22 protein-coding genes are annotated in these 24449 nt (G+C 32.2%); 19 read left to right on the top strand and 3 right to left on the bottom strand.

Annotation, left to right across the window (positions count from 1 at the left end; genetic code table 11):
- Positions 1-8 precede the first annotated feature (8 nt).
- Positions 9-590 (top strand): hypothetical protein, encoded by a 582-nt coding sequence (locus tag ACODH8_RS08035; RefSeq protein WP_332466305.1) that lies wholly within the window; start codon positions 9-11, stop codon positions 588-590.
- 454 nt (positions 591-1044) lie between these two features.
- On the opposite strand, the gene ACODH8_RS08030 is transcribed toward ACODH8_RS08035, so the two are convergent.
- On the bottom strand, positions 1045-1617 hold the full coding sequence (locus ACODH8_RS08030) for a LysM domain-containing protein (RefSeq protein ID WP_332466304.1): 573 nt from the start codon (positions 1615-1617) through the stop codon (positions 1045-1047).
- Between the two features lie 518 nt (positions 1618-2135).
- On the opposite strand from ACODH8_RS08030, the gene ACODH8_RS08025 reads away from it, so the two are divergent.
- Both ACODH8_RS08025 and ACODH8_RS08020 read left to right on the top strand, forming a co-directional pair.
- Positions 2136-2969, top strand: coding sequence for a hypothetical protein (locus ACODH8_RS08025; RefSeq protein ID WP_332466303.1), 834 nt, complete (start codon positions 2136-2138; stop codon positions 2967-2969).
- A gap of 139 nt (positions 2970-3108) precedes the next feature.
- Complete coding sequence (locus tag ACODH8_RS08020) at positions 3109-3963, top strand: VOC family protein (protein ID WP_332466302.1); 855 nt, start codon at positions 3109-3111, stop codon at positions 3961-3963.
- A 33-nt stretch (positions 3964-3996) separates the two neighbouring features.
- On the opposite strand, the gene ACODH8_RS08015 is transcribed toward ACODH8_RS08020, so the two are convergent.
- Entirely contained in the window at positions 3997-5334 is a 1338-nt protein-coding gene (locus ACODH8_RS08015; protein ID WP_332466301.1) for an FAD-dependent oxidoreductase, read from the bottom strand.
- Positions 5335-5669: 335 nt separating this feature from the next.
- Here ACODH8_RS08015 and ACODH8_RS08010 point away from each other — a divergent pair, with 335 nt between their 5' ends.
- From ACODH8_RS08010 to ACODH8_RS07935, 16 genes are all read left to right on the top strand, one after another.
- Positions 5670-7475: a glycerophosphodiester phosphodiesterase gene (locus ACODH8_RS08010; RefSeq protein ID WP_332466300.1), complete on the top strand. Its 1806-nt coding sequence runs from the start codon at positions 5670-5672 to the stop codon at positions 7473-7475.
- Between the two features lie 204 nt (positions 7476-7679).
- Complete coding sequence (locus tag ACODH8_RS08005; protein ID WP_332466299.1) at positions 7680-9290, top strand: glucosaminidase domain-containing protein; 1611 nt, start codon at positions 7680-7682, stop codon at positions 9288-9290.
- A gap of 93 nt (positions 9291-9383) precedes the next feature.
- A complete protein-coding gene (gene yihA / locus ACODH8_RS08000) occupies positions 9384-9965 on the top strand; it encodes a ribosome biogenesis GTP-binding protein YihA/YsxC (RefSeq protein WP_332466298.1) in 582 nt (193 codons plus the stop codon).
- Between the two features lie 498 nt (positions 9966-10463).
- Complete coding sequence (locus tag ACODH8_RS07995; protein WP_332466297.1) at positions 10464-10928, top strand: pilus assembly FimT family protein; 465 nt, start codon at positions 10464-10466, stop codon at positions 10926-10928.
- Positions 10929-11008: 80 nt separating this feature from the next.
- Entirely contained in the window at positions 11009-11782 is a 774-nt protein-coding gene (locus tag ACODH8_RS07990; protein ID WP_332466296.1) for a prepilin peptidase, read from the top strand.
- A gap of 15 nt (positions 11783-11797) precedes the next feature.
- The gene (pilM, locus tag ACODH8_RS07985; RefSeq protein WP_332466295.1) at positions 11798-12838 is read left to right on the top strand and encodes a hypothetical protein; all 1041 of its coding nucleotides are present in this window, start codon (positions 11798-11800) and stop codon (positions 12836-12838) included.
- Positions 12835-13431 carry a hypothetical protein gene (locus tag ACODH8_RS07980; RefSeq protein WP_332466294.1) on the top strand — a complete coding sequence of 199 codons (597 nt, stop codon included), beginning with the start codon at positions 12835-12837 and terminating at the stop codon, positions 13429-13431. Before pilM ends, ACODH8_RS07980 begins: the two co-directional genes overlap by 4 nt.
- Position 13432: 1 nt before the next feature.
- Positions 13433-14014, top strand: coding sequence for a hypothetical protein (locus ACODH8_RS07975; RefSeq protein WP_332466293.1), 582 nt, complete (start codon positions 13433-13435; stop codon positions 14012-14014).
- 18 nt (positions 14015-14032) lie between these two features.
- Positions 14033-15724: a GspE/PulE family protein gene (locus tag ACODH8_RS07970; protein ID WP_332466292.1), complete on the top strand. Its 1692-nt coding sequence runs from the start codon at positions 14033-14035 to the stop codon at positions 15722-15724.
- A gap of 25 nt (positions 15725-15749) precedes the next feature.
- Positions 15750-16928: a type IV pilus twitching motility protein PilT gene (locus ACODH8_RS07965; protein WP_332466291.1), complete on the top strand. Its 1179-nt coding sequence runs from the start codon at positions 15750-15752 to the stop codon at positions 16926-16928.
- Between the two features lie 3 nt (positions 16929-16931).
- Positions 16932-18146 carry a type II secretion system F family protein gene (locus ACODH8_RS07960; protein ID WP_420517660.1) on the top strand — a complete coding sequence of 405 codons (1215 nt, stop codon included), beginning with the start codon at positions 16932-16934 and terminating at the stop codon, positions 18144-18146.
- Positions 18127-19326, top strand: coding sequence for a hypothetical protein (locus tag ACODH8_RS07955; RefSeq protein WP_332466289.1), 1200 nt, complete (start codon positions 18127-18129; stop codon positions 19324-19326). The genes ACODH8_RS07960 and ACODH8_RS07955 overlap by 20 nt, the downstream gene beginning before the upstream one ends.
- A gap of 196 nt (positions 19327-19522) precedes the next feature.
- Positions 19523-20017: a hypothetical protein gene (locus ACODH8_RS07950; protein ID WP_332466288.1), complete on the top strand. Its 495-nt coding sequence runs from the start codon at positions 19523-19525 to the stop codon at positions 20015-20017.
- A 20-nt stretch (positions 20018-20037) separates the two neighbouring features.
- The gene (locus tag ACODH8_RS07945; RefSeq protein ID WP_332466287.1) at positions 20038-20616 is read left to right on the top strand and encodes a hypothetical protein; all 579 of its coding nucleotides are present in this window, start codon (positions 20038-20040) and stop codon (positions 20614-20616) included.
- Positions 20610-22601, top strand: a complete 1992-nt coding sequence (locus ACODH8_RS07940; RefSeq protein WP_332466286.1) for a hypothetical protein — start codon at positions 20610-20612, stop codon at positions 22599-22601. Before ACODH8_RS07945 ends, ACODH8_RS07940 begins: the two co-directional genes overlap by 7 nt.
- A gap of 12 nt (positions 22602-22613) precedes the next feature.
- Positions 22614-24260, top strand: a complete 1647-nt coding sequence (locus ACODH8_RS07935) for an Ig-like domain-containing protein (protein ID WP_332466285.1) — start codon at positions 22614-22616, stop codon at positions 24258-24260.
- 14 nt (positions 24261-24274) lie between these two features.
- On the opposite strand, the gene ACODH8_RS07930 is transcribed toward ACODH8_RS07935, so the two are convergent.
- Positions 24275-24442 (bottom strand): SPJ_0845 family protein, encoded by a 168-nt coding sequence (locus ACODH8_RS07930; protein ID WP_420517659.1) that lies wholly within the window; start codon positions 24440-24442, stop codon positions 24275-24277.
- Positions 24443-24449: the final 7 nt, after the last annotated feature.

The raw sequence follows: 24449 nt of genomic DNA, 5'->3' as shown, positions 1-24449 counted from the left end.
GGAGCGTAGTGACTTATTTAGAACAGATATCTCACCAAGAAAAGAGACAACGCCTAAATGACTTAGTTATGATTTGTCTGCTATTGATTGCAGGGGTGTTGCTAGGGTTATTTTCAAAGTATATAGATAGTTTACCAGAAGGCTATTTACCTATCTTAGTTGAAAATTTGAGGATTGATCGATTAATGAGTAGAATGCCGATTTGGTTATGTTTAGCTTTAACTATCGCCCTGTATAGTAGAACGCCATTAAAAGCGAGTATTAGTGTCTTCTTATTTTTTTCAGGACTAATAGGTAGTTATTATTGGTACTCAGCTGTTGTTTTGGGTATTTTTTCTAGTAGTAAAATTATTTACTGGTTATGGTTCACTTTGTTATCACCTGTTTTAGCGTATCTATGTTGGTACGTAAATCTTAAAAATAAATTTAGTTTATTTTTATCTGTTTGTATCTTACTGGTATTAGCGTACTATACTTTTATTGATGGTTTAAGAACCTTTGGACAGATTTTTTTATTAGATATTTTGGTTTTTATTGTTGCCTGTATCATAATAAAAATAAAAGAGACAAAAAAACAGCTAATTCTTTAAAGAATTAGCTGTTTTAATTAAAATAATAAGGTTAGCGAGGGAGAGTTGTTACTTCTTAAATCGTATAATACGAGTATAGATTGTTAATTGAGTAAAGTTGAGCTTTTTTCTTTATGCTGCGTTTAAATGTAACAATTAATAGTTAATCTTTTTCTTCCTCTAGTTTTTTAGAACTTGAAAATATGAAACACTAATTGATGAAACGTGCTATTGCATAAATCGCTAACCTTATTGGTAAAGAGTAAGGAGAATTAAATTCCTACTTCTTTTACACTAAACTGCCTAGATACATATAAACTGATTCACTTGTTGATAGATAACTGTTGCCTAATTCAACTTTAGGAATCTATATGCTCCTTACACCTTATTTATACCATATTATCAAAAGTTATGCAAGCGTTTACATCTTTAAAGTGAAAAAGAAACTGGATTTCCAGTTTCTTTAGTGTTTATCTTAGTACCAACCGTTGTTCATCCAGAATGATTGAGCATTTTCCCATGAACCATAACGATCAGCTACATATTGATCTGCAACTCTTTCTTGGTTTTCTGGTGAGTAGTCACCGTTTAAATAGCTTGAAGATAATTGGTAACGACCAATGTATTGACCATTTGTTGCTGAATAGCTACCACTAGATTCTCTTTGAGCAATCCATTCTTTAGCACTTGAAGAGTCTCCACTGTATGAAGGTTGTGCAGCTGGTGCTACATAAGTTTCTTCGTATACAGGTTCAGTATAAACTTCTTCTTGGTAAGTTACTTGTGCTTGTGGTTCTGTATAGACAGCTTGTCCATCAGTTTTAATAGTTAATTCTTGACCTACATGGATTAAGTTAACGTCTTTAATGTTGTTGTCTTTAGCGATTGTATTGATTAAGCTGTTGTCACCTTTAAAGTTATGAGAGATAGTTGATAAAGTGTCTCCTGATTTTACAGTGTATAAAGTATCAGCAAGTACAGTTGTACCAAAAATTCCAAAGCCTAATGCCATAGTAGTTCCAAATAATAATTTGTGTATTGATTTCATAAGATTAAAAAATCTCCTTCTGTTTTAATTAATTTTCGTCTTGTTGTATCTGACGACAGAACATACTTTAACATCGATAAATATTTCGTAGGTGAAAGTAATTGATTAATTTGATTACAGAAACATTGATTTTGTAACATTCTATCTCAATTAGAAATATTTAATAATAAAGATTTGTTTCCTAAAAAATAATTTTGATAATCTTATTTTAAGAGTACACACGAATAGTAAATGTATGATAAAATCGGTTATAACGAATAAATAGATGAATGTTTTAGGTCTATTTTTATTTTTTACCCATTAAAAGATAAAAGAAACCGGTTATCTTTTAACTGAATTAGTTATTCATTTATTACAAGTTTTACTCTTGTATTCAAAGAGACACATGATTGTATTGAAAAATCGTAAGAAATTTGTGAAAAAAACAAGTAGAATATTAAAAAAAGTGTCAAAATTCTTAAAAAAACTCTTTTTTATTGATTAAAAGAGATGATGAGTTAAGAGAGGAAGAAGAGATTATGTTAGTAGACTCTAATTTGCCAGTTGACAGAGATCGATTAAAGAATCGATTAGTTCGCTTAGTTAAAGAAGATGAAGAAATATTAGGGTGCTTTTTTAGTGGTTCTATCGGCACCAAAACAGAAGACTATTATTCAGATATTGATGTAAGAATCGTTGTTAAAGATGGATTGAATTTAAAAAGGAAACAAGTTGAAATTATTAGAGCTATTGGGAAGTATCTATTTATTGAAGAGTTAACAGAAGACAGTTCTATTATTCATTACGCAACATTTATAAAATTAGATTTATTTATTTACACAGTAGACAAGTTAGAGCCAAGTATTTGGATGAAACAAATTGAAATCGTCAAAGATTTTGGGTTATTAGAAGAATTATCTGCTAAGTCTCAAGAGTTGAGCTATCAAATTACACAAGAAACTTTTGATAATTTAATTCATAGTTACTATGGTCAGTATTTTGAGCTTTACCGTTGTTGGAAAAGAGAAGAGTACAACTTTTTAGAGCATTTAACGTTAGAGATGAAACACACTTTAGTATCCATGTGGTATATTTCAAAGGGTTACGCTCCGAACCCTAGTAACGATTGGGCCAAGTATGCAGGGAGAAAAACAAGACTATCTCATCTAGAAATAGAATTTCTAGAATCCTACACACCATGTCAGGTGAATCAATTAGAGGAGTTTACTCAAAAAATTGAAATTCTAATGTTTGAAGTAGCTGAAAAAATAGCGAACTATAATAGTTTGTCATTTTCTCAAACAACTTTCAAAAAAGTGCATCGTCGGATTTCTTTTAATCCAGATGAGTTAATAGTAAAAAAAAGAAGATAATCTATTTCAAATAAAAAATCATTTACGTCAAACAACTAACTGGTTTGGCATAAATGATTTTTTTATTGATACTTATTATTAGTAATTAAAAATAATAAGTAGTATACTATCACTAACAAAAAGTAAGAGGTGTATAAAAATGACATATAATCAAACAATCACATTAGGCGCAGTGACATTAAACGTCAATAACTTAGAAAAACAAAAACAATTCTATCAAAACATTATTGGCTTACATATAATAGAAGAAAGTAGCCAAAAAGTTTCTTTAGGAATCAAAAATTCTAATAATATATTGGTTAATTTAGTCCAACTTGATCCTACTCAAATAAGAGAAAGAGTAACTGGCTTGTATCATTTAGCTTTTCTTTTACCAACAAGAGAAGCTCTAGGGCAAGTGCTAAGACATTTAATTGAAATCCAAGCGCCATTGGGAGGAGCCGCAGATCATGGTTACAGTGAAGCTCTTTACCTCAACGATCCAGAAGGAAACGGCATTGAAATCTACCGTGATAAAGCAGAAGCAGAGTGGGATATTCGACCTAATGGACAAATCAAAGGTATTACAATCGAACTGGATGCAGAAGGTGTGTTGTCTGCTGGTGTAACAAGCACTCCAAATATGCCAGAAGGAACTGTGATGGGACATGTCCATTTAACAGGAACTAACTTTACTGAGAATGAACATTTTTATCGTGATATATTAGGTTTTAACTTAACAGATGATTTAGGCGGACATGCAAGATTCTTTGGAATGGATGGTTATCATCATCAAATAGGTGTTAACAATTGGCTAGGTGAGCAAATTCCTAATCGAAAAGGTCATACGTTAGGAATTAATGAGTACACCATTATTTGGGAAAGTAGTCTTGATTTTAATTTAGTATTAGAAAAAGCTCAAAAGGAAAACAATTCAATTGAAATAATCAATGAAGGAGAGTTCAAAATAGTAGATCCTAATGGTATTATGATACATATGGAATTAAAAAAATAAGAACATAAGCGCCAACTTATGTTCTTAAGAAATCTATTTATTTAGAGCTTCTTGAGCAAGAAGATTTAGGTAATTCCATGGACGGTCGAAGTGTGGTTGGAAGAAGAAGTCACTGATAGCCAAGTCTTCGACTGTCATTTTATTTTGAATCGCTAATGATAACGTATTTGCGGATTGAGTGATGTCGTATTGTGACATTAACTGAGCTCCAAGAATACGTTTTGTTTGTTTTTCAAAGACTAATTGCATCATTACTTTTTCAGTTGTAGGCATAAATTCTGGACGGTAATTATCTTCTAAGTAAACATAATCAGCATCTAAGCCACTATTAAGTGCATTTTCAATCGTCATACCAGTTGAACCGATTTTCCAACCGAATAAGTAAAGCCCAGAAGTTCCTTGAGTGCCACGATAAGCGTAAGTATCTTCTTTAATATTTAAACCAACTAACATACCTTGTCTAATGGCATTTGTTGCAAGTGGAATGTAACTTACAGAATCTGTTGGGTTGTAATGAACTACAGCGCTATCCCCAGCAGCAAAAATATCAGGATTGCTTGTTTTCATGTATTTATCTACAATGATAGCCCCATTTGGTAACATATCTACTTTGTCTTTTAAGAGTTCAGTTGTTGGTCTAAATCCAACACACATAATAACCATGTCAGCTTCAAATGATTGACTAGGTGTATGAACTGTTGTTACTTTACCAGTCTCGTCTGCATCAAATGATTGAACATTCTCACCAAGAGCAATTGTAACCCCGCGATCTTTTAAATCTTCTTCTAAAGTATCTGTAAATGCTTTGTCTAAGTATTTATTTAAAATACGGTCTAACCCATCAATTAAAGTCACTTCTTTACCTGACTCAACAAAAGCCTCAACTAATTCAATACCAATGTAACCTCCACCAACAACAACGATTTTTTTAGCATTGTCAGCTTTAGCGATAATCTCATTAGCTTGATTGAAGTTTTTACATAAAAGAATGTTCTCTGATTGAATACCAGAAATAGGAGGAACAATTGGCCAAGAACCAGTTGTCATAACTAACTTGTCATAAGTAGTTGATTCAACTTCTCCTGTGTTTAAGTTTTTAGCTGTAATTGACTTACTTTCAGTATCAATGGATGTCACATCATGCTCCATTTTAAGTACTGCACCTAGAGAAGCTAACTCTGCAGGATTTGAGTAAAACAGGTCGTTAGCATTTTTTACAACGCCACCAACGTATAGTGCGATTCCGCATGAAAGAAAAGAAACATTATTATTTCTTTCGTAAACTACTACTTCAGCATCAGGTTGATGCTTTAAAATATTTTTAACTGCTGTTGTCCCAGCATGGGTACAACCAATAACGACAACTTTCATAAGACGTTACTTCCTTTCAAATGATATATATCACAAATGTTTCTTCTGTAATACTTTATGAATATATCAAAGAAAAAAACAGTTGACTATCCTTATGCTTGTGTCACACCTTATGAAAAAGGGTGATTAAATAGATAATATTATTCATCTTTGTGAAATGAATAACCTTTATTTTATAGGGTTTAGTGAGTTTTGTAACAAAGAAAGTGGGGTTATAGTATGTGAAATAAAGAATAAACTTTTTTTAGTTTAAATAAAGAGCTCACAGACTTAAATTAATATATAATAAAGAGTAGTTATAATTTTATTTATTATGGGTGAAGGTAGGGTTGGTTATGAAGTATTTGATTAATAATTTTAAAAAGACTTTTGAGTTTATGAAAGAAGCCAAATCATTTTATTTAGATGTCTTGCTAATGCATGGCTTTTTAATGTTCTTTTTAACACCATTCTTAGTTAGTATGACTCAATTTATTTTGAGACAAGGAGGAATTGCTTATATTTCTTACGATAACTTAGGAATGATTTTAAGTGAGCATCCTTTTGTTTTTATCGGATTAATAGGCATGTTATTGCTCTTAGTAACCTCAGTATTTTTCGAGTTTACGTTCTTGCTACTTAGTGTTTATTTTATTAAGAAGCAACAGAAAATTTCGTTGAAACAGTTATTAAAAGGGACTTTTTTACAGCTGAAAAAAATTAGTTTTGGTGCGTTAATGTTTTTCTTATTTTACTTTTTCTTAGTGCTTCCTTTAAGTGGGATTAAGTTTAATTCAGAATTACTAGCCAAGTTCCAAATTCCAGTATTTATTTTAGATGTGATTTTTGCTAATCGAGTTGTGTTTATTGCTTTGTTTATTATTTTCTATTTGATTTTGATTTACTTAGCAATTCGTTTTATCTTTGCTTTACCTGAGATGATTTTAAAAGACCGTTCTTTTAAAGAGTCGGTTAAGTTTTCTTGGGAAGAAACAAAAGGTAACTTTTTAAGTATCTTAAGTCAATTTGTTATTGTAATGGGGTCATTTACCATTATTTCAGGATTAACAACGTCATTGATTATTTTTGGTCAACATTTAATTGAAGTTAACTCACCTAAATACGCTTTAGGGTCAGCCATCTTTTTAATGACAGCACTTCAAGTCGTTTGGTTAGTTAGTTTAGTCTTTTCAACTGTAGGAATCTTTTTTGTGACAATTGATTACCTAGGACGTAAAGACTATTTACCAAATACATTGTCTTGGTTTGTAGAAGAAAAAGAAAAAGAGCAGTCTAGTTTGATTAAAGTAAGTAAATCAGTTGGGATTATTGTTTTATTAGTGGGATTAACAGTAGTTGTTGGAACGAGTAATGCAGAGTTTCTAAGTCATCCGGCATCTGTTAAACCAGTTACCTTATCTCACCGAGGAGTGGATAATGGGAATGGGGTTCAAAACTCAATAGATGCTTTGATAAAAACGAGTGAAGCAACTCATCCTGACTATGTTGAGATGGATATTCAAGAAACAAAAGATCAACAATTTGTTGTCTTTCATGATTTTAATATGAAGGCTTTAACAGGTGAAAATGTTAAACCAAATCAGCTAACACTTGAAGAAGCAACTAAATTAACAGCAAAAGATAATGGACAAGAACAACCAGTGGCTTCTTTTGATGATTATTTAGCTGAAGCACATCGTTTGAATCAAAAATTAATGATTGAAATTAAACCAACAAAAGATGATACACCAGAAATGATTGATAATTTTATCGCTTTATATGGTGATGTGATTTTAGAAAAAGGTCACGTGATTCAATCTTTATCTTTTGATATTGTAGAAGAGTTAAAACAAAAAGCACCAGACATGGTTGTCGGTTACATTATGCCATTTAGTGTTGTGGGACCACCTGAAGGAGAAATGGATTTCTTTACTTTAGAATATACAACTCTTAACTCTAATTTCATTAAATCAGCCAATGCTCAAGGCAAAGATGTCTACGCTTGGACACCGAATGATTCAGATACAATGTCTCGTATGATGTTTTACGGCATAGATGGTATCATTACAGATCAAATGGAATTGTTAAATGAGACTATGACAGAAAAAGATGATGTGACTTATTCAGATAAATTAGTTTATTTTGTTATTGGAATAGGATGATTAAAAGAGTTTCTCTTAATTTAAGAGAAGCTCTTTTTTTGAGGTAATGTTCATGAAAGAGGGGTTAATAACAAAAATGGATATTAAGGTAATTAACAGCGTCTAAAATATTTTTAGAAGACATTAAGCTAAATAATAGTTTAATTAATTATAAAATGATATAATTTTCCTATGAACAAATTATGACTAATAGGGGACAAGCAGATGAAAAATAAACGATTAACGACTTTTGCGTTAGCAGTATTAACAAGTGGGTTGTTATCACCTGTTGTTAGTTATGGGATGACAGAACAACTTGTAAACAATGAGAATATTAGTGAAGAAGTTGTTGAAACTGAACCAAGTAATGAAGAAATCTTAGAAGAAAGTACTGAATCAAGTACTTCAACAGAAGAAACATCAACCAGTGAAGTAATCTCAGAACCAAGTACTTCGACAACAGAAGAAACCAGTGAATCAACAGTCGATTCGTCTACTGAAGTAACAGAAGAAACAACAGATTCAAGTACTGAAACAAGCACATCAACAGAAGAATCAAGTACAACAGAAACATCAACTAGTACAACAGAAACTAAAGAAAAACCAATTAAAGAAACAAAACCAAAACCAAAACCAAAACCAAAACCTCAACCAGATAAAGGGCCAAAGGAAAGTGTTAAACCAGATAAAGTAAAAGAAGTGGTTGCTTCAAATGAAAGTGCCTCAAACTATTCAGTTAGTTCTGAAGTAACTTATATTAAAAATCAATCAACAGATGAATTTATTGAAAGCATTGGCGACAAAGCACGTGAAGTAGGTCAAGAGTATGGACTGTATGCTTCAGTAATGATTGCTCAAGCTATCTTAGAGACAGGCTCAGGAAGTAGTCAATTAAGCCAAGCACCAAATCATAATCTTTTTGGTATTAAAGGATCTTACAAAGGTCAATCAGTTTCATTTTTAACGTCAGAAGATAATGGCAAAGGGTCACTTTATACGATTCAAGATTCATTTAGAAAGTATCCAAGTTACAAAGAATCTTTTGAAGACTATGCAACTCTTTTAACAGATACTGAAAAAGGTAATGGTAAATATTATGTTGGGACATTAAAGAAAAATACAACATCTTATAAAGACGCAACTAAGTTTTTAACAGGTCGATATGCTACTGATACCTTATATGACAAAAAATTAAATAAATTAATTGAAACTTATGACTTAACATTTTTTGACGAAAAGTTAGAAAATGCTGGTAAAATTCAATCTGTTTATCATCAAGTTGATAAAAACGATACAGTTGATTCAATTGTAGCTAAGTATGAAATTAGCAAAGATGATTTTATTAAATGGAATAAAGCAGAAAAAGTAAAAGAATTAAAAGACAATCAACGTGTGATTGTTGGACAGAAAAAAGTAGCATCTTACCGTATTAGAAATGCTAAAACAAAACAAGAAGCTGAATTTATTGTTCCTTTAAAAACAGGATACAGTATTTCTAGTCCTTTTGGTCATCGCGGGGCAGAGCATCACAATGGAATTGACTTAGCAATTGCTGCTAATACACCAGTTTATGCAAGTTCAAAAGGGAAAGTTGCAGCTAAAGGGTTTGATCCTTCAGCGGGTAACTATATTATCATTGAACATGCCAATGGACTATATACAAGTTATTTCCATTTAAATCGTTCAGCAGTTGGCTTAGATCAATCAGTTGATATGGGTGAAATGATTGGATATGTAGGTTCAACTGGAAATTCAACAGGGCCTCATTTACACTTTGGAATTAATACAGAGTTATGGTCTGGTTACATGAATCCAACAAATTACTTAGCCTTTTAGAAGTCTAAAAAGAAGAAATTTTTCCTCTTAGTAGGAATTTCTTCTTTTTTTTGTTAAGATAGGAAAGACAAAAGAAAGAAAGTGGCGATAAAGATGAAAGTACACAATGCCGAAATTGTAATCAGTGCCGTTCAGCCTGAGCAATATCCAAAAACTAAAATACCTGAGATAGCTTTAGCAGGTCGCTCAAATGTTGGTAAATCTTCATTTATTAATACATTAATCAATCGTAAAAGTTTAGCTAGAACTTCTGGAAAGCCTGGTAAAACACAGACTTTAAACTTTTACTTAATTGAAGAAGCACTTCATTTTGTGGATGTACCTGGTTATGGTTATGCCAAAGTATCAAAAACAGAACGAGCTAAGTGGGGAAAGATGATTGAGACGTATATTACTGAAAGAGAGCAACTTCAAGCTGTTGTTTCTTTAGTAGATATGAGACATGACCCAACTGTTGATGATATCCAAATGTATAACTTTTTAAAATACTATAATATCCCAGTTATTGTTGTAGCGACTAAATGTGACAAAATCAAAAAAAATCAATGGAACAAGCATGAATCAGCAATTAAGAAAAAACTTGATTTTGATCCAAGTGATGACTTTATTGTTTTCTCTTCTGAAACCAAAGAAGGAAAAGATAAAGCTTGGGCAGCTATTGAAAAATATTTATAAACCTTTAAAACTTGTGAACACTATTTCACAGGTTTTTTATTTTGCTCTGAATTAGATGGCTATTTTAATAAAAAATGTTAAGTTATTAAAAAATGATAAAACAATGGCGTTATTTTTATAAAAATATTATCTTTTTTGAAAATATAATAACAATGAGGGGTGAAAGCTTGTTATAGGTTGAATGTTATATTAAAAAATAGTTATTTTAAATAATACACCTTAAATAAATATTGTAATGGACTGAAAAATGTTTTATAATCATAAATGTGTCAAAAAGACATAAATTATAGGCCTATTATTTTTTATTGTCGATGAATCGTTCAAGTGTAAAAAGGTGAATTGGTAAACGAATAATAAAAGAAAAATAATTGTAGTTATTTTATTTTTATTATTAAAACATAACGTTTACTCTTAATTTTCAAATATTATTTTTAATTGTTCAAAAAATGATGGAAAAGAAAAGAGTGTTTACCTGCAAAAGAAAGGGAGAACAACAAAATGAAAAAAATGAAACAAATTATGAAAGACGAAGAAGGTTTAACATTAGTTGAGTTATTAGCAGTAGTCGTTATTATGGCGATTATTGCAGGTATTGCAGCAGTTTCTATTTCAAAATTAATCCAAAGAACTCGTGAAGATGCTCAAGTGACAAATGTACGTCAAATGATTGATTCAGCAAATCTTTATGACATTCAAGAAGAAAATGGTTTAGATACAACTACAACTTTAACAACTTTAAAAGAAGAAGGCGTTATTAAATCAACTAGCTTTGTAGCTGAAGGTAAAGAAGCTGAATTTGAATTTAAGAAAAATGTAAAATCAGGTGAAATTAGTGTTGTAATCCCAGCGGCAGGATTAATGGCAGGACAAAAACCTAATGAAGGTATAACAGTAACTGAAGATCAAGCAGCAAATTTAACTAGAGATGATTTGTATAATAAAAAAGCAAACGAAAGTAAATAATTAGTCGAGATTAAAATAGGGTTTGGTAGGTTTCTGTAAAAAGACTACCAAGCTCTTTTTTTCAAGAAAAGAGGGGAAACATGAGTGTAAGTATTTGGGAGTATGTTGTCGTTTATGGCTTGTTGTTTATGTTGGGAAGTTGTTTGGGGTCATTTTTTATTTTAGTAGGGTCAAGAACAGCCAAAAAGCAGTCGATTGTTTCACCTGGCTCTCACTGTACGAACTGTGAGACTCAGCTGAAAATATATGAACTCATTCCAATTTTGTCATGGGTTTACTTAAGAGGTAAGTGTCGAACCTGTCAAAATCGGATTCCTGTCAGCTATATATTATTAGAAGCTTTGTCTGGATTTGTGATGGTTTCTACATGTTACTTACTAGCTTTTTCAACTGAGACGATTGTCGCAATAACCTTCTATTACTTGTTATTAACAATCACTATTAGTGACTTAGAAGAAAACAAAATTCCAAATGCTGTTCTATTACCTTTCTTTATTATCGGCTTATTTGAAAGATTGTTAATATCTCAAACTACAAATTGGTACTTTAATCCATTTTTAGGGATAATTGTCGGATTTGGTGTGATGTTTTTACTTGCTTACTTTAGTAAAGGTGGTATGGGTGGAGGAGATATTAAGTTACTTGCGGTAATTGGTATTTTCATAGGTCCACTTGGTGCATTAATCACTCTATTTTTAGCAGCCTTTATTGGTTTGTTTTACGCTATTTTTTCAGGAGCGGCAATGAAGAAAGGGAGTAAAATTCCTTTTGGTCCTTTTCTAGCGATTGGTGGTTGGTTAACGTATTTCTACTTTTCCAATCAGTTATTTATGCTATTACAATTATTTAAGTAGATTTAAGGAGGAAGTATGGCTAATTACATTGGTTTAGATATCAAAAAAAACACGTTGCGATTTGCTTCAGTGAAAAAACAAGATGAACAATTAATAGTGACAAATTACGATGAAGTTATTGTCGAAGGAAATCTCTATAAACCATCTTTAACGCAACCAACCCAGTTAAAAGATGAAATGCGAGCTTTATTCAATCAACATAAACTAAAACAAGATTATATTATTTACAGTGATTTTGGTTTTAATTTATTAATCAAGAATACCAAAATTATTGAAAGTTTAAATAAAGATAAAGTCAGAGAAGCTGTTTTTATGGAGCTAGGTTCAAGTATTTCAGTTCCCTTTGAAGAAATGACTTTTGATATTTTGTCTGCTAAAGCGACAGAAAAACAAGTAAGCGAACCAGAAGAAAAAGGTAAACTTAAAAAGAAACAAAGCAAACAAAGTGAGAAAGTGGAACAAGAAGCCAACATTGTCGTAGCCAACGAAAAAGATTTGATTTATGTAGGAGATGCTATTACAGAATCAAATAATATTCCCTATGCTGTTGAAATGTCAGCTCTTGCTTATCACCGATTATTTTCACATTTTTCATCACAAAAAATGAAGCGCAATATGTATTTATTATTAGAGCTTAATTGTGGTGAAGCGGTTATGACAGTCATGCACAAAGGAGTACCAATTTATACACAGTACGCTGAGTACAATCCAGATCATTGGAAGACAGAACTGGCTAGTCAAACAAAACGTTCTTGGATTGAAGAGTGGTCATTTGATGAGGTTTATGAAAGAAATAAATTACTTTCAACCATTGACTCAATTAACCGAATGATTAATACCTTTTCTAATATGTCCTCAGGTTCAGGCATCAAGTATGTGATGTTAGTGGGAGAAAATCCATTAATTGATTACGGCGTTTCAGATTTTTTATCTGAGCATGTAGACGTTCCCGTTGTCCCAGCTAACTTAAATATTGTGGATAAACGTGGTAAAAGTATTCCTAAACGCTTTTATAAAGCAGCTGGCTTAGGTCTTAAAAAAGAGGAGCTAATATGATAAATTTACTACCCAAAAAATATGTCAAAAATAAAGCTCCTTTAGTCATTGTGATTATAACAAGTATTCTATTTGGAGTAGCTATTTTAGGTTTTTTCATTCAATATTTTGTATTAACGACGCAAATTAAACAAGCTGAGAATACATTGACTTATGAAAAACAACAAACAGCTAAGTTAACAGCCCAAGTAAATAAACTAGAAAAGTCTCGTTCATTATCAATAAAAGAAGAATTAACTGTGATTAAATCTTCTCAGTATGATGTGAATAAGATTATGGACACTTTTTCAACGACGATGAAAAAGCATGACATCAATATGTTAAGTTATGATTTAACTTTTACTAGTGTGGATGCTTTAGCGAATGATAGCTTAGGACCTGAGTTTAATGAAAATGCTCAAGAAATCATGCGAATTGATTTTTCTACTGAGGAAAGTAGCTTAAGTAAACTGGGAGAATGTATTGAAGATTTTAGAAAAGTTGAGTGGATTGATGACGCTAAATTTGTTATGACCTCAAGCAATGAAATCTATAATTCAACTCTTTACATGAATTTATTAGTGGAAAACTTACCCACTTTAGGAGGTAAATAAAATGACTGAAATACGTTTTCTAAAAAATCATATCATTATTTTATGTACCTTAGTTTGTCTTATCTTGGGTGTTTATCTTTATGGTCAGTTTGGCTTTTTAGGTAAGAGATACGACACTAAAAAAGAACTTAGAAATGACATCAGACAAGAGCAAGCAACGAGTATTGCTCTGAAGAAAACTAAAAGTAAACTAGAAAAAATGCCAGAGTTAGTTAAATCTGAAGAAATAAAAGGCTTTACAACTTCAGATGAGATTGCTAATGAATTAACGGCTATTGAAAAGAAATTTTCTAAAATCAATGTAGATGTGAATAACATCGTCATGGAGGAAGAAGATTACTTTAGAGATGAAAAATTAAGTAATGAAGTGATTAGAAGAAAAGTCGTTACATTAGATGTGATTGCTGATTCTGATGATGACTTAGAAAAATTTATAAAAGACGTTGAAGACAACAAAAAAAGAGTGGCTAAAATCAAGTCGATTGATTACCGAGCGACAAGAGGTGTTAGTGATACGACCTCAGCAACGATCATTTTTTATATGTACTACGTAGATATGGATACAACAGAAGTAAAAGATTAGAAAGGCATGGGTGAGTGTATGGAACGTAAAACAAGAAAACGAGTAACCTTTGAGAAATTCTTTTTATCAATGGTGGATTTGCCAAAAGAAGCAATTGAAAAAGCTAAAAAAATGAGTACCATGGATAAAACACAGGAAGAAGTTTTGATTGATTTAAACTACATGACTGAAGCCCAGTTTGCCGAATTAGTAGCTATTTATACTGGTTTAGAGTTGATTGACTTAGAAAATGTTGAAGCCAATCCAACAGCTACCAAAGCTCTTGAAAAAGAAGTGGTTCAACAGCACATGATTTTTCCAGTAGAGATATCTGAAGAGACGATTAAGGTAGCTATGTTTAATCCTTTAAATAGCACAGTCCTTAATGATGTCAGATTATTAACACAACGAAAAGTAGAACCAGTCATCGCGGTTAGAGAAGATATCAAAAAAGCAATCCTAACTAATTATTCAACTTCACGTAAATTAGAAGGAGAACTTGATTTCCAACGTTCAACTAATGTAACGAAAAAAGCAACAACCATTGTCACAGATACAACAAGTTCGTCAGATGATGGTCCCGTTGTTAAATTAGTTAACTCGATTATTGAAGAAGCAGCTGATAGAAAAGCCAGTGATATTCATTTTGACCCACTGGATAACGAGATGGTTGTTAGAATCAGAATTGATGGGGCCTTAGTTGAATTAATGCGAATTAATTTATCTATTATGCCGATGGTTATTTCTCGTATTAAAATCATGTCTGATCTTAATATTTCTGAAAATCGTTTACCTCAAGATGGCCGCGTTCGAATTCAGACAAAGTCTCATTTACTAGATTTACGTATCTCGACACTACCAACCATTCATGGTGAAAAAATTGTTATGCGTGTGATTGATTTATCAGGTGGTACGACAGACTTGGATAAATTAGGTTTCTCAGAAAATAACTTATCGGTGCTAAGAAAAAATATTGAGGCTCCTTATGGATTAGTCTTAATTACAGGTCCAACAGGATCAGGAAAAACATCTACTTTATACTCTATTTTAAGTGAGGTCAACCATCCAGGCTCAAATATTATTACAGTTGAAGACCCTGTTGAGCAACAACTTGAAGGGATTAATCAGGTTCAAGTGAATCAACAAATTGATTTAACATTTGCCTCTGGGTTACGTTCGATTTTACGTCAAGATCCTAATATTGTTATGGTGGGTGAAATTAGAGATGCAGAAACCGCTGAGATGGCTATTCAAGCGTCACTAACTGGTCATTTAGTTTTCAGTACTCTTCATACCAATGATTCAATCAGTTCTATTATTCGTTTGATTGATATGGGAGTTGCTCCTTTCTTAGTTTCCAATGCGTTGTCAGCAGTTGTTGCGCAAAGATTAGTCAGAAAAACGTGTGAACATTGTAAAAAAGAAGAAGAGTTAACTCAAAAAGAAAAAGATCTATTTGAAAGACAAGGTGTTTCTTGTAACCATCAGTGGGTGGGAGCAGGTTGTAATTACTGTAACTATACTGGTTTTGATGGTCGTTTAGCCATTCAAGAAGTTTTAAAGCTGTCTAATAATTTGAGAAGCTTGATTTCTAGTGAAGTAGAGTTAAGTAAATTACGAGAAGTTGCAGTAAATCAAGGCTTTAGCACGATGTTAGTGGATGGATTAAGAAAAGTTAGAGCAGGACACACAACTGTAGCAGAAATCCTTCAATCAGTTAAAGAAGTTTAGTGAAGAAAAGAAATGAGGTTAAGTTATGAATGAAGAATTAGCATCTCTTTTACAAGAATTAGAATCCACAACTATTGAATCTTATTCAATGGATAGTTTACTTCAGAAAGAAGAAGTTAAAGAAACACCTGCGTTTGTGAGTGAGCGTCAATCAAAGAGCGTTCAAAGAGTGAAAGGCATTGATGAATTACTTAAGCGGGGAATTGAAAAAGGAGCTTCAGATATTCATTTAGTCGTCCATAAGTCACCAGTTTTTAGAATTAATGGTGAATTAATTGATGAATTAGAACTCCCTTCTTTAACAGAAGATATGTGTAAGAGTTACGGGCAAGAGCTTTGCTCTAAAGAGCAGTGGCAAACCTTTGAATCAGTAGGTGAGATTGACTTATCTTATGAGATTCAACACTTAAGCCGTTTTAGGGTGAATATATTTAAACAACGCCAAGGTATTTCAATTGTTATTCGTATTATTCCACAAAAAATACCTGAGTTATCAAGTTTAAATTTACCTAATGTGTTGAAAGATATTATAGATAATCATCAAGGGTTGATCTTAGTTACAGGTCCAACCGGTTCAGGTAAATCAACAACGATGGCATCAATGATTCAATATTTATGCCAACATCGAAAAAAACATATTATAACTTTAGAAGACCCCATTGAGTACGTTTATGAAACAACGGGTAGTGTTATCAATCAACGTGAGATTGGACAAGATACACATAACTTTCAAAATGCTTTTAGAGCCTCACTTCGACAAGATCCAGATGTGATTTTAGTAGGGGAGTTACGAGACTTTGAAACTATTTCGATTGCCTTAACAGCAGCTGAAACGGGACATTTAGTTTTAGGAACGCTTCATACCTCAAGTGCTGCAAGTTCTGTGGAACGAATTATTGATGTGTTCCCTTCGATTCAACAAGATCAAGTGAGAACTCAACTTGCCAGTGCCTTGGTTTCAGTTATTTCACAACGCTTATTACCAAAAAGAGGTAATAAAGGAAGACATGCAGTTACAGAAATTTTAGTGAATGATAAGTCAGTTGCTAACTTAATTAGAACAGGAAAAACCCACCAAATTCCTAACGTGTTGCAAACAGGTCGTGATAAAGGAATGCATTCCATGGAATACTCGATTCAAAAAGCATTGGAAAATCATATTATTGATTATTCTGCCGCTGAGTTATTGTTGAAAGGAGATTAGAACGTGCCTTTATTTCACTACGAAAGTAAGGATATTCATGGCAATATCCGAAAAGGGAAAATGTCTGCTTCACATGCAGATGAAGTAACAGCTAAATTAAAAGCGAAAAAACTACGGGTGCTAAGTGTCGTAGAAGCACCAGAGACATTGGCTAATAAGGAAATTAAAATTCTAAAGGAAAAAATTAAACCTGATGCCTTGGTTAAGTATTTACAGCAATTATCCATGTTAATCAATTCAGGAATTGGTCTTTTAGAAGCTCACCGTATGTTACTAGTCGGAACAACTGACAAACCATTAAAAAAAGCAATGGAATCTATTATTGAAAAACTAGAAGAAGGTCAAGCTTTCTCTCTAGCTTTGGAATCTCAAGATGATTTATTCCCTCAATTAATGGTTAGTTTAGTTAAAGCTGCTGAGATGTCAGGAACGTTAGACGTCAATTTAAAAAAACTTGCTGTTTATTATGAAAAGCGAAATAAATCTCGTAAAAAAATTATATCAGCTTTAATTTATCCAGCCATTCTATTGATATTATCAGTTGCTGTTTCTATTTTCTTAATGGTAAGTATTGTGCCGCTATTTGTAGAATTATTTGATGGTTTTGATACTGAATTACCAGTTATTACCAAAATAACTATGGCTATAAGTGATGCAATTACTAATAAATGGTGGTTAATTACAGTTATTATTCTAGCTGTTGTTTTCCTTCATAAAACAGCTATGAAAGTTCCTAGTTTAAGATTAAAGCAAGATGAGTTTAACTTGAAAATACCTTTATTTGGTCCGCTAATTACGATTGATAGTTTGTCTTCTATTTTTAGTACTATGGCCAATTTATTATCAAGTTCTGTTAAGTTTTCAACGACTTTAGATTTAGCTACAGAGATTGTGTCTAACAATGTGATGAAAGGTGTTTTAATTGATGCCAAACTATCCATTGAACAAGGGGGAGCGCTAAGTGATAGTTTTGAGGCCAGTCCTTATGTGCCCATTCACACGAGCCAAATGATGAAAGTTGGAGAAACAACAGGGAATTTAGATAGTATGTTAGAGAAATTAAGTGAAATTTATGAAGAAGAAGTGGACATGGTAGCCGAGCGATTAAAAACCATTTTAGAGCCAATGATTATTATCATTATCGCTATATTAATTGGTTTTATCGTAGCAGCTATTATGATTCCAATGTTTTCAATGTATGATGCTATTCAAGGATAGTCCTATTAGACGGATACGTATCATAGGTGGTGCTGGAAGTGGCAAAACCACATTAGGGAAAAAATTGTCAGACCTGATAGGTTTTCAATTAATATCATTAGATCATTATGCTAAAAAAATAAAAGGCATGCATATCGAAGCCAGTGAAGTCTTTATGGAATCATTTATCACGCAAACAAGTTGGATAATTGAGGGCGTTCAAGATGAAGGTGTGTTTAGTCGAACGATTGATTCAGCAGATGTCATTATATTTTTAGACTACGAGTTATCTCAAAGAAGAAGATTACTTATTAAACGATATCTAGGTATTAAGAGTAACCGACTAGAGACTAGAAGAAAATGTAGCTTAAAACAACTGATTCATTTAATGAAATGGAACAGACAATTTGATGCAAAAAAAACAGATTTAGTTACTAAATTAGAACAAACGAATAAGTTAATTATTCATATTAAATCGCAACAAGAATTAAAAGAAAATCTAGAAGCAATTGAAACTCACATGATAAGAAAGGGTGAAGAAGAGATGGATTTAAGCAAATTAAATTTCTTTAACAAAAAAGTAGGAGAAAAATACAAATACGAGTATAACTATGACGAAGATTACGAGTATGACTATGATTACGAATATGAGTATGACATTATTCCAAGCCAAACATTTGCTAAAGAAGAGCCAAGTATTCCAGAAGTTGAAAAAACCATTTATAAAAAAGAAGAAACTGTCTTAGAAAAAAATACAACCAACTTAAAAGAAGAAAATGAAACATTAAAACAAGAAATTGCTGAACAAAATGAATACATCAAAAAGCTAATGTTGATTAAACAAAAAAGTGATGAAGCCTTAACTCAATTAAGAGATAGCAATGATAGCTTAAAAGAAATGGCAGCTCAGTTAAAAGAGCAATTAATACAAAGTGAAACTCAAAATGAAGAATTAGCAACTCAATTAGCAAGTGCCAAAGAATCAACTAACCAAATTGTTACTGAAACTGTAACAGAAACGTCTATTCCTGAAGTAAAGGAAGAATCAAGAAACCTAGAGGCAGAAGTTTTAGCTAAACATATCAAGTTAACTCAAGTAACGACTCAAAAAATGGAACAACGTTTAAGTGAAGTTGAAGCTGAGCTAGAAAAAGTAAAAGCATTTTCTTTAAATAATGTTAAACGTAAAAAAAAGCACTAAAAAACAAGTTGGTTAATAACAAAAGGAGTGATTCATTATTTTTCGTAGAATAACTCAAAATGAAGAAGGAACAAGTTTAGTTGAAGTCGTAGCAGCAATTGTCCTTTTAGGTATTTTACTACCAAGTGCTGCTTATCTTTTTGTTTTTTCCCAACAGATTATTAAGAATAACCAAAGTCGAAGTGAAGCGATACAAGTGGTTGAAGACATAAAACAAACCTTTGAATACCGCTCGCAAACTCAAGATTGGGCAGACTTAAATCGTATTGTATTAGTAGATTTATTTGATATTCCTAAAAATGATGATTTGTTTGAATTACGAAAAAAACATTTGATATTAGATAATAGTGGTGTTGCTTATGATAATTCAAAACAACCACTATACGGTGAAACATTAATTGATGAAGAGGACGATAAAAGAAACCACTTTACGCGAAAAGTTAAGTATGACTCTTCTTTTGAACTACCTGAAAGTATCAATACTTTAGAAAATCAGCTTTACATGGGGCAATATATTAAATGGGATGTCGGTAAAAAAGAGTATGAAGACACGAATTATTTGGTACGAGTGGATGTCCTAGATGCTGAAAAAAGATTAGAAGAAGGCGTGGACTTAGAAATAAGTACATGGGATAAAAACACAGGTAGTAAACTCTACTCGACTGTTTATAAATGGGTGGTTAAATTTTGATTAAGGAGGCGTAACTTTAAGTGAAGGAAATCATAGAAAATGAAGAAGGCGTCACCTTAGTAGAATTATTAGCTGGACTTGCTTTATTAAGTTTAATCTTAATTCCTTTAGGCTCCGTTCTTTCCGTATCAGCCAAGTCAGTGAAAATTCAAAGAGAACAAGCAGAAATACAAAGTACCGCTAATTTAATGACAGCACAAATGATTGATATCTCACAGAGAAAAGGACTATATACAAAAGCTGGGTATGAAGATTTAGGAACGATTGATTGGAGTAAGGATCATATCATTTTAGTTAACCATAATGGTGAAGAAACAATTGAACTAACGGACGCTTTAGATCCAAGTTTTAAACGCAAAAAAACGTATAAGGTCGCTAGTCCAGATATCACTATACACGTAGACCAAAAGAAAAATAAAAATGATGAGCGTAAAACAAATCAACATTTATATAATGCAAGAGATACGTTTACCATCCAAGATACGGTCACTCTTCGATTTGAAAAACGAGGTAAAGAGGTTTATCGTCAAGAGATTGAGCTAGATTATCGAGATGAAAGTAAAGCTAAAGGGGAAGTTGGAGGTGATGGCTGGTGGTAAAACGTTATCTAAAAAATGAAAATGGTTTTACATTGGTTCAGACTTTATCAACCTTCATTTTAGTCACTCTCTTAGGTATGGGATTAATCATGTTAGCTTTTAAAGTGTCAGAGCAAATTACAGCAACTCAAACCATCAATCAAGTGAAAAATCAAAAAGTTTATGTGTCCCAAGAAGCTAAGCTAACTTTAGATAGAGAACTTGAAGAGGTATTTTCTGAAGAGAATCTTCAAGACAATCCTTTGGGAGAAACTGAATCCACTTTACGTAGTTTGATGAGGCAATTTGTATCAGACCATCAATTAATTAATGAAGGACAAATAGGTAAAAGTAAAAAAGTAACTTATGAAAATAGATTACTCGGTGCTGATATTGAACCGATAGATATCGTTTCTCCTGGAGATGGAGAGGAACAAGGTTGGGTTGATCAACCAGGTGTTGGTGAAGGCATTCAGTATAAAGCCTTTAGAGTGACGATGCCTATTGAAAGTCTAATTAGAGATGAAAAGGGTGAGAGAACTGTTAATAGTAACTATGTCTATGAGATTCAATGGGAATCAAAACAAGATGGAGAACTTTTAACAGAAACAGATATCTGGGGAAATATTTATTATCAGATCAATCGACCAGGCGGCTTGATTCCATTGTCAGCCGATTCTGTGACTAGAAAAATGGCCAAAATCTATCATTTCCAAGATGAAACACCTACTTATTTAGAAGAATTTCCAGCAAGCGAGCTATCTAAGAAAACATTAGATGGCACTCACGGAGTTAAACAACCCTATGTGTCTGATGTAACAGACGGTAATAGAACATTTAATAATGATGTGGGTCAATTAGGATTTGAAGGCTCGTTGTTATTAACTAATGGTTTTGATTTAAAAGGAGCAGGAAGACAGTCTCAATTAGTTACTAAAAATTTATTAGCTTTAAGTAATCTAGGTGAGAAAAGTAATACGATTCAAAAAAGTCGAATCGAAGACTTGTCAATTGATGCAAGAGCAGGTATGTACTTAGGGCTTGAACCTAGCAATGATAGTAAGCAAGAGATAAGAATTGATAACAGTAGCCAAGCAAGTATTGAAACGACTAATTTAGTGATAAATAATACGATTAGTCGAGACAATGACAAAGTAGCAACTTACATTGATAACGGTGAAATAGCTATTAAAAACACCTCAAATGAGGTAACTGATTTCAGACAATATAAAGGAAACTCTAACACTCTTAATTTACAGAAAAATAACTGGGATCAATATCAAAGAGGCAATATGGTGATTAGTCATTCAAAAGTAAATATTTCTTCTAATCAAAAAAGAAGTGGCTCAACCCATATCAAAGTGGATAACAACTTCATGTTAAGTAATGCTGGTATGAGTGGTGATTTACAAGAAGATAGCTTTTCTTATTTTGAAGATGAAAATCAAGAAATCATTAGGCAACCTTCAGAACTAACTTTATCTGGTGCTAATACGCTTCTTGAAGTAAGCAATTATAGTTTTATTGATTCGCCTAAAAGGTATCAAAGGCAATTAAAAGGCGATTATAAACCAGAAACTCAAATTTATGTGAATAATCAAGGCTTTAATAAGATTAAGTTAGAAGATAAAAGTCAAATGCGATTAGGTTATACAGGAGTGGAAGCTTTCAGATTTGAAAGTGAAAAAGACACTGTTTTTTCAATGAAAGTTTTGCCAGAAGTTGCATTATTCAATCCATATTTTTTAGAAAAAGGATTTAACAATGATGAGATTGAAGGAAAGGTTATTTTAGAAACCTTTGAAGAAAAAGATAGTGTCGCTTTAAGTGGCATGCTAGCTAGTCGAGGGATTCCTTTTGAAATCAAAAACCATGTCGATGGGAATTTTAGTAATTGTGATAACGGGATTGTCACCATCTATAACTATAAAACAAAAGAAAATAAAGAGACTTATGAATTTGTAACGCGTTATTTTAGTTATATAACAGATTTAGAATATAAATAAAAGGAGAGACAGATGAAAAAAATTGTTAAAATTGGTATGGCATTAGTTGTAGTAGTAGCTCTTTTTCTAAGTATGCCTTCTCTAAAAACTTTAGGAGATTTTATCACGAGTAAAGATAAGGAAAGTAAGTCTAACATTCATCAGTTACCAGCAGAAGTACCTAGACTATCAGCAACGAAGATGGCCCAAGAAATAGCAACTGGCAAAGATTTTGGGACAGAATTTTTAGATAGTGTGAAAATAACGGACGAAGATGGAAATCCTTTTAAAGAACCAATTGTAATTGAACGTGGACAAAGGTTTAAAGTTATATATAGTTGGTCTATTCCAGATGACGTTGAGTTAAAAGAAGGGGATTACATGACCATTCCCCTACCACCTGAAGCTAATATTTATAATTCTGTTATGTTTCCTGTTCATAAAGATGGAGACCCAGATAAAGAAAAAATGGGAACTGCTTATTTAGATCATAAAACGAATGTCATTACGATGGTTTTCACAGATTATCCTGATGGAAAAAGTGATGTAAATGGTTTACTTGAATTTTATGTTAAGTTACAGGTCGAGAAAAATGAAAAACCTATCAAGGTACCAATTGAATTTGAAACTAAAGATGGAGTCGAAGTGATAGAAATTGAAGTCCCTGGAGAGAGTGAAGATGGAAATAGTGGTGGTCCAGAAATTGTTGAAATTGACCGTTATTTGCATAAATATGGGAGTCAGGGACAAGAGTTAGGCCAAATGCATTGGAATGTATTTGTTAATGAAAAGGCAGAAGAATTGTTTGATGTCGTTGTAGTAGATACTTTAGGAGAAAATCAAGTACTAGATCAGGATTCTTTGCGTGTAAGAAGAGGGAAACAAAAGCTTTCTAATGGAAATATATCTAATAGCGAAGGTATAGACCTAGAGGATTTAGATATTGAGTATCGAAAAAATGGTTTTACGATAAATTTTGGTGATATAGATGAATATATCTATCATATTTCGTATTCTTCAACTATAGAAGAAGGGTATGAAGTTCTTGATGAAGAAAGATTCTTTAATGATGTCATCATGACAGCTTCTGGAAAAGATACTATAGAAGATAGTGATTATGTTGCTTATGTAACTGGTAGTGGATCAGGAACAGGGAAAGATATCAAAAAATTTGGTGTGACTGAAAAATACCTTGATAAAGCGACAGGCGAAAAATTAGCGAAAGATAATTTAACTAAGTTCGAAATTCCCTTCAAAGAAACAGCTACGTTTAAAACAGATACGAAACTAATTGAAGGATATGAGTTAGTCGAATATTCAACTAAAATTGGTGATAAAGAAAAAACAACTGATATATCTGATGGGCAAACCATTCGTATGGAAGTAGATGAAGATACTGAAATTACGTATTACTACGAAGAAAGTAAATTTGCTTCTCATATTTATTTAAGAACAAAAGATAACCAGTTAGTGATTCATTACCGAAACGTGGATCAATTAATTGTAGAAGTTGATGGTCAACAGTATGAAACCTATGACGTTCTGGCTCAAGAAACAGATGAAAATATTAGTACGCCAATCCGTGTTAATAGTGACCGAACCGTAGTGAGAGTTAGAGGTAAGTTAAGTGGACAAGATGCTGCTGAAGCGTCATTAAATAGTAAAAAAACAAAAAAATGATTAGCCCAAAAGGGTTAATCATTTTTTTTATCCTCTTTAAAGGAAATAGTTGTATTAGCAACGTCTACTTTAAATTGAGTACTTGTGTTAATAGCTTTTTCATTTTCTTTTTTATCTGGATCAATGGCAAATTCTTCAAATAATTTTTCAAGTTGGTCTTTTTTCTTATAAGTTATTCCCATAGTGAAC

Origin of the sequence: Vagococcus fluvialis (assembly GCF_048815235.1) — a bacterium.
Taxonomy (GTDB): Bacteria; Bacillota; Bacilli; order Lactobacillales; family Vagococcaceae; genus Vagococcus.
The sequence above is the reverse complement of the archived record's forward strand: the minus strand, read 5'-3'. Positions and strand labels throughout refer to the sequence as shown.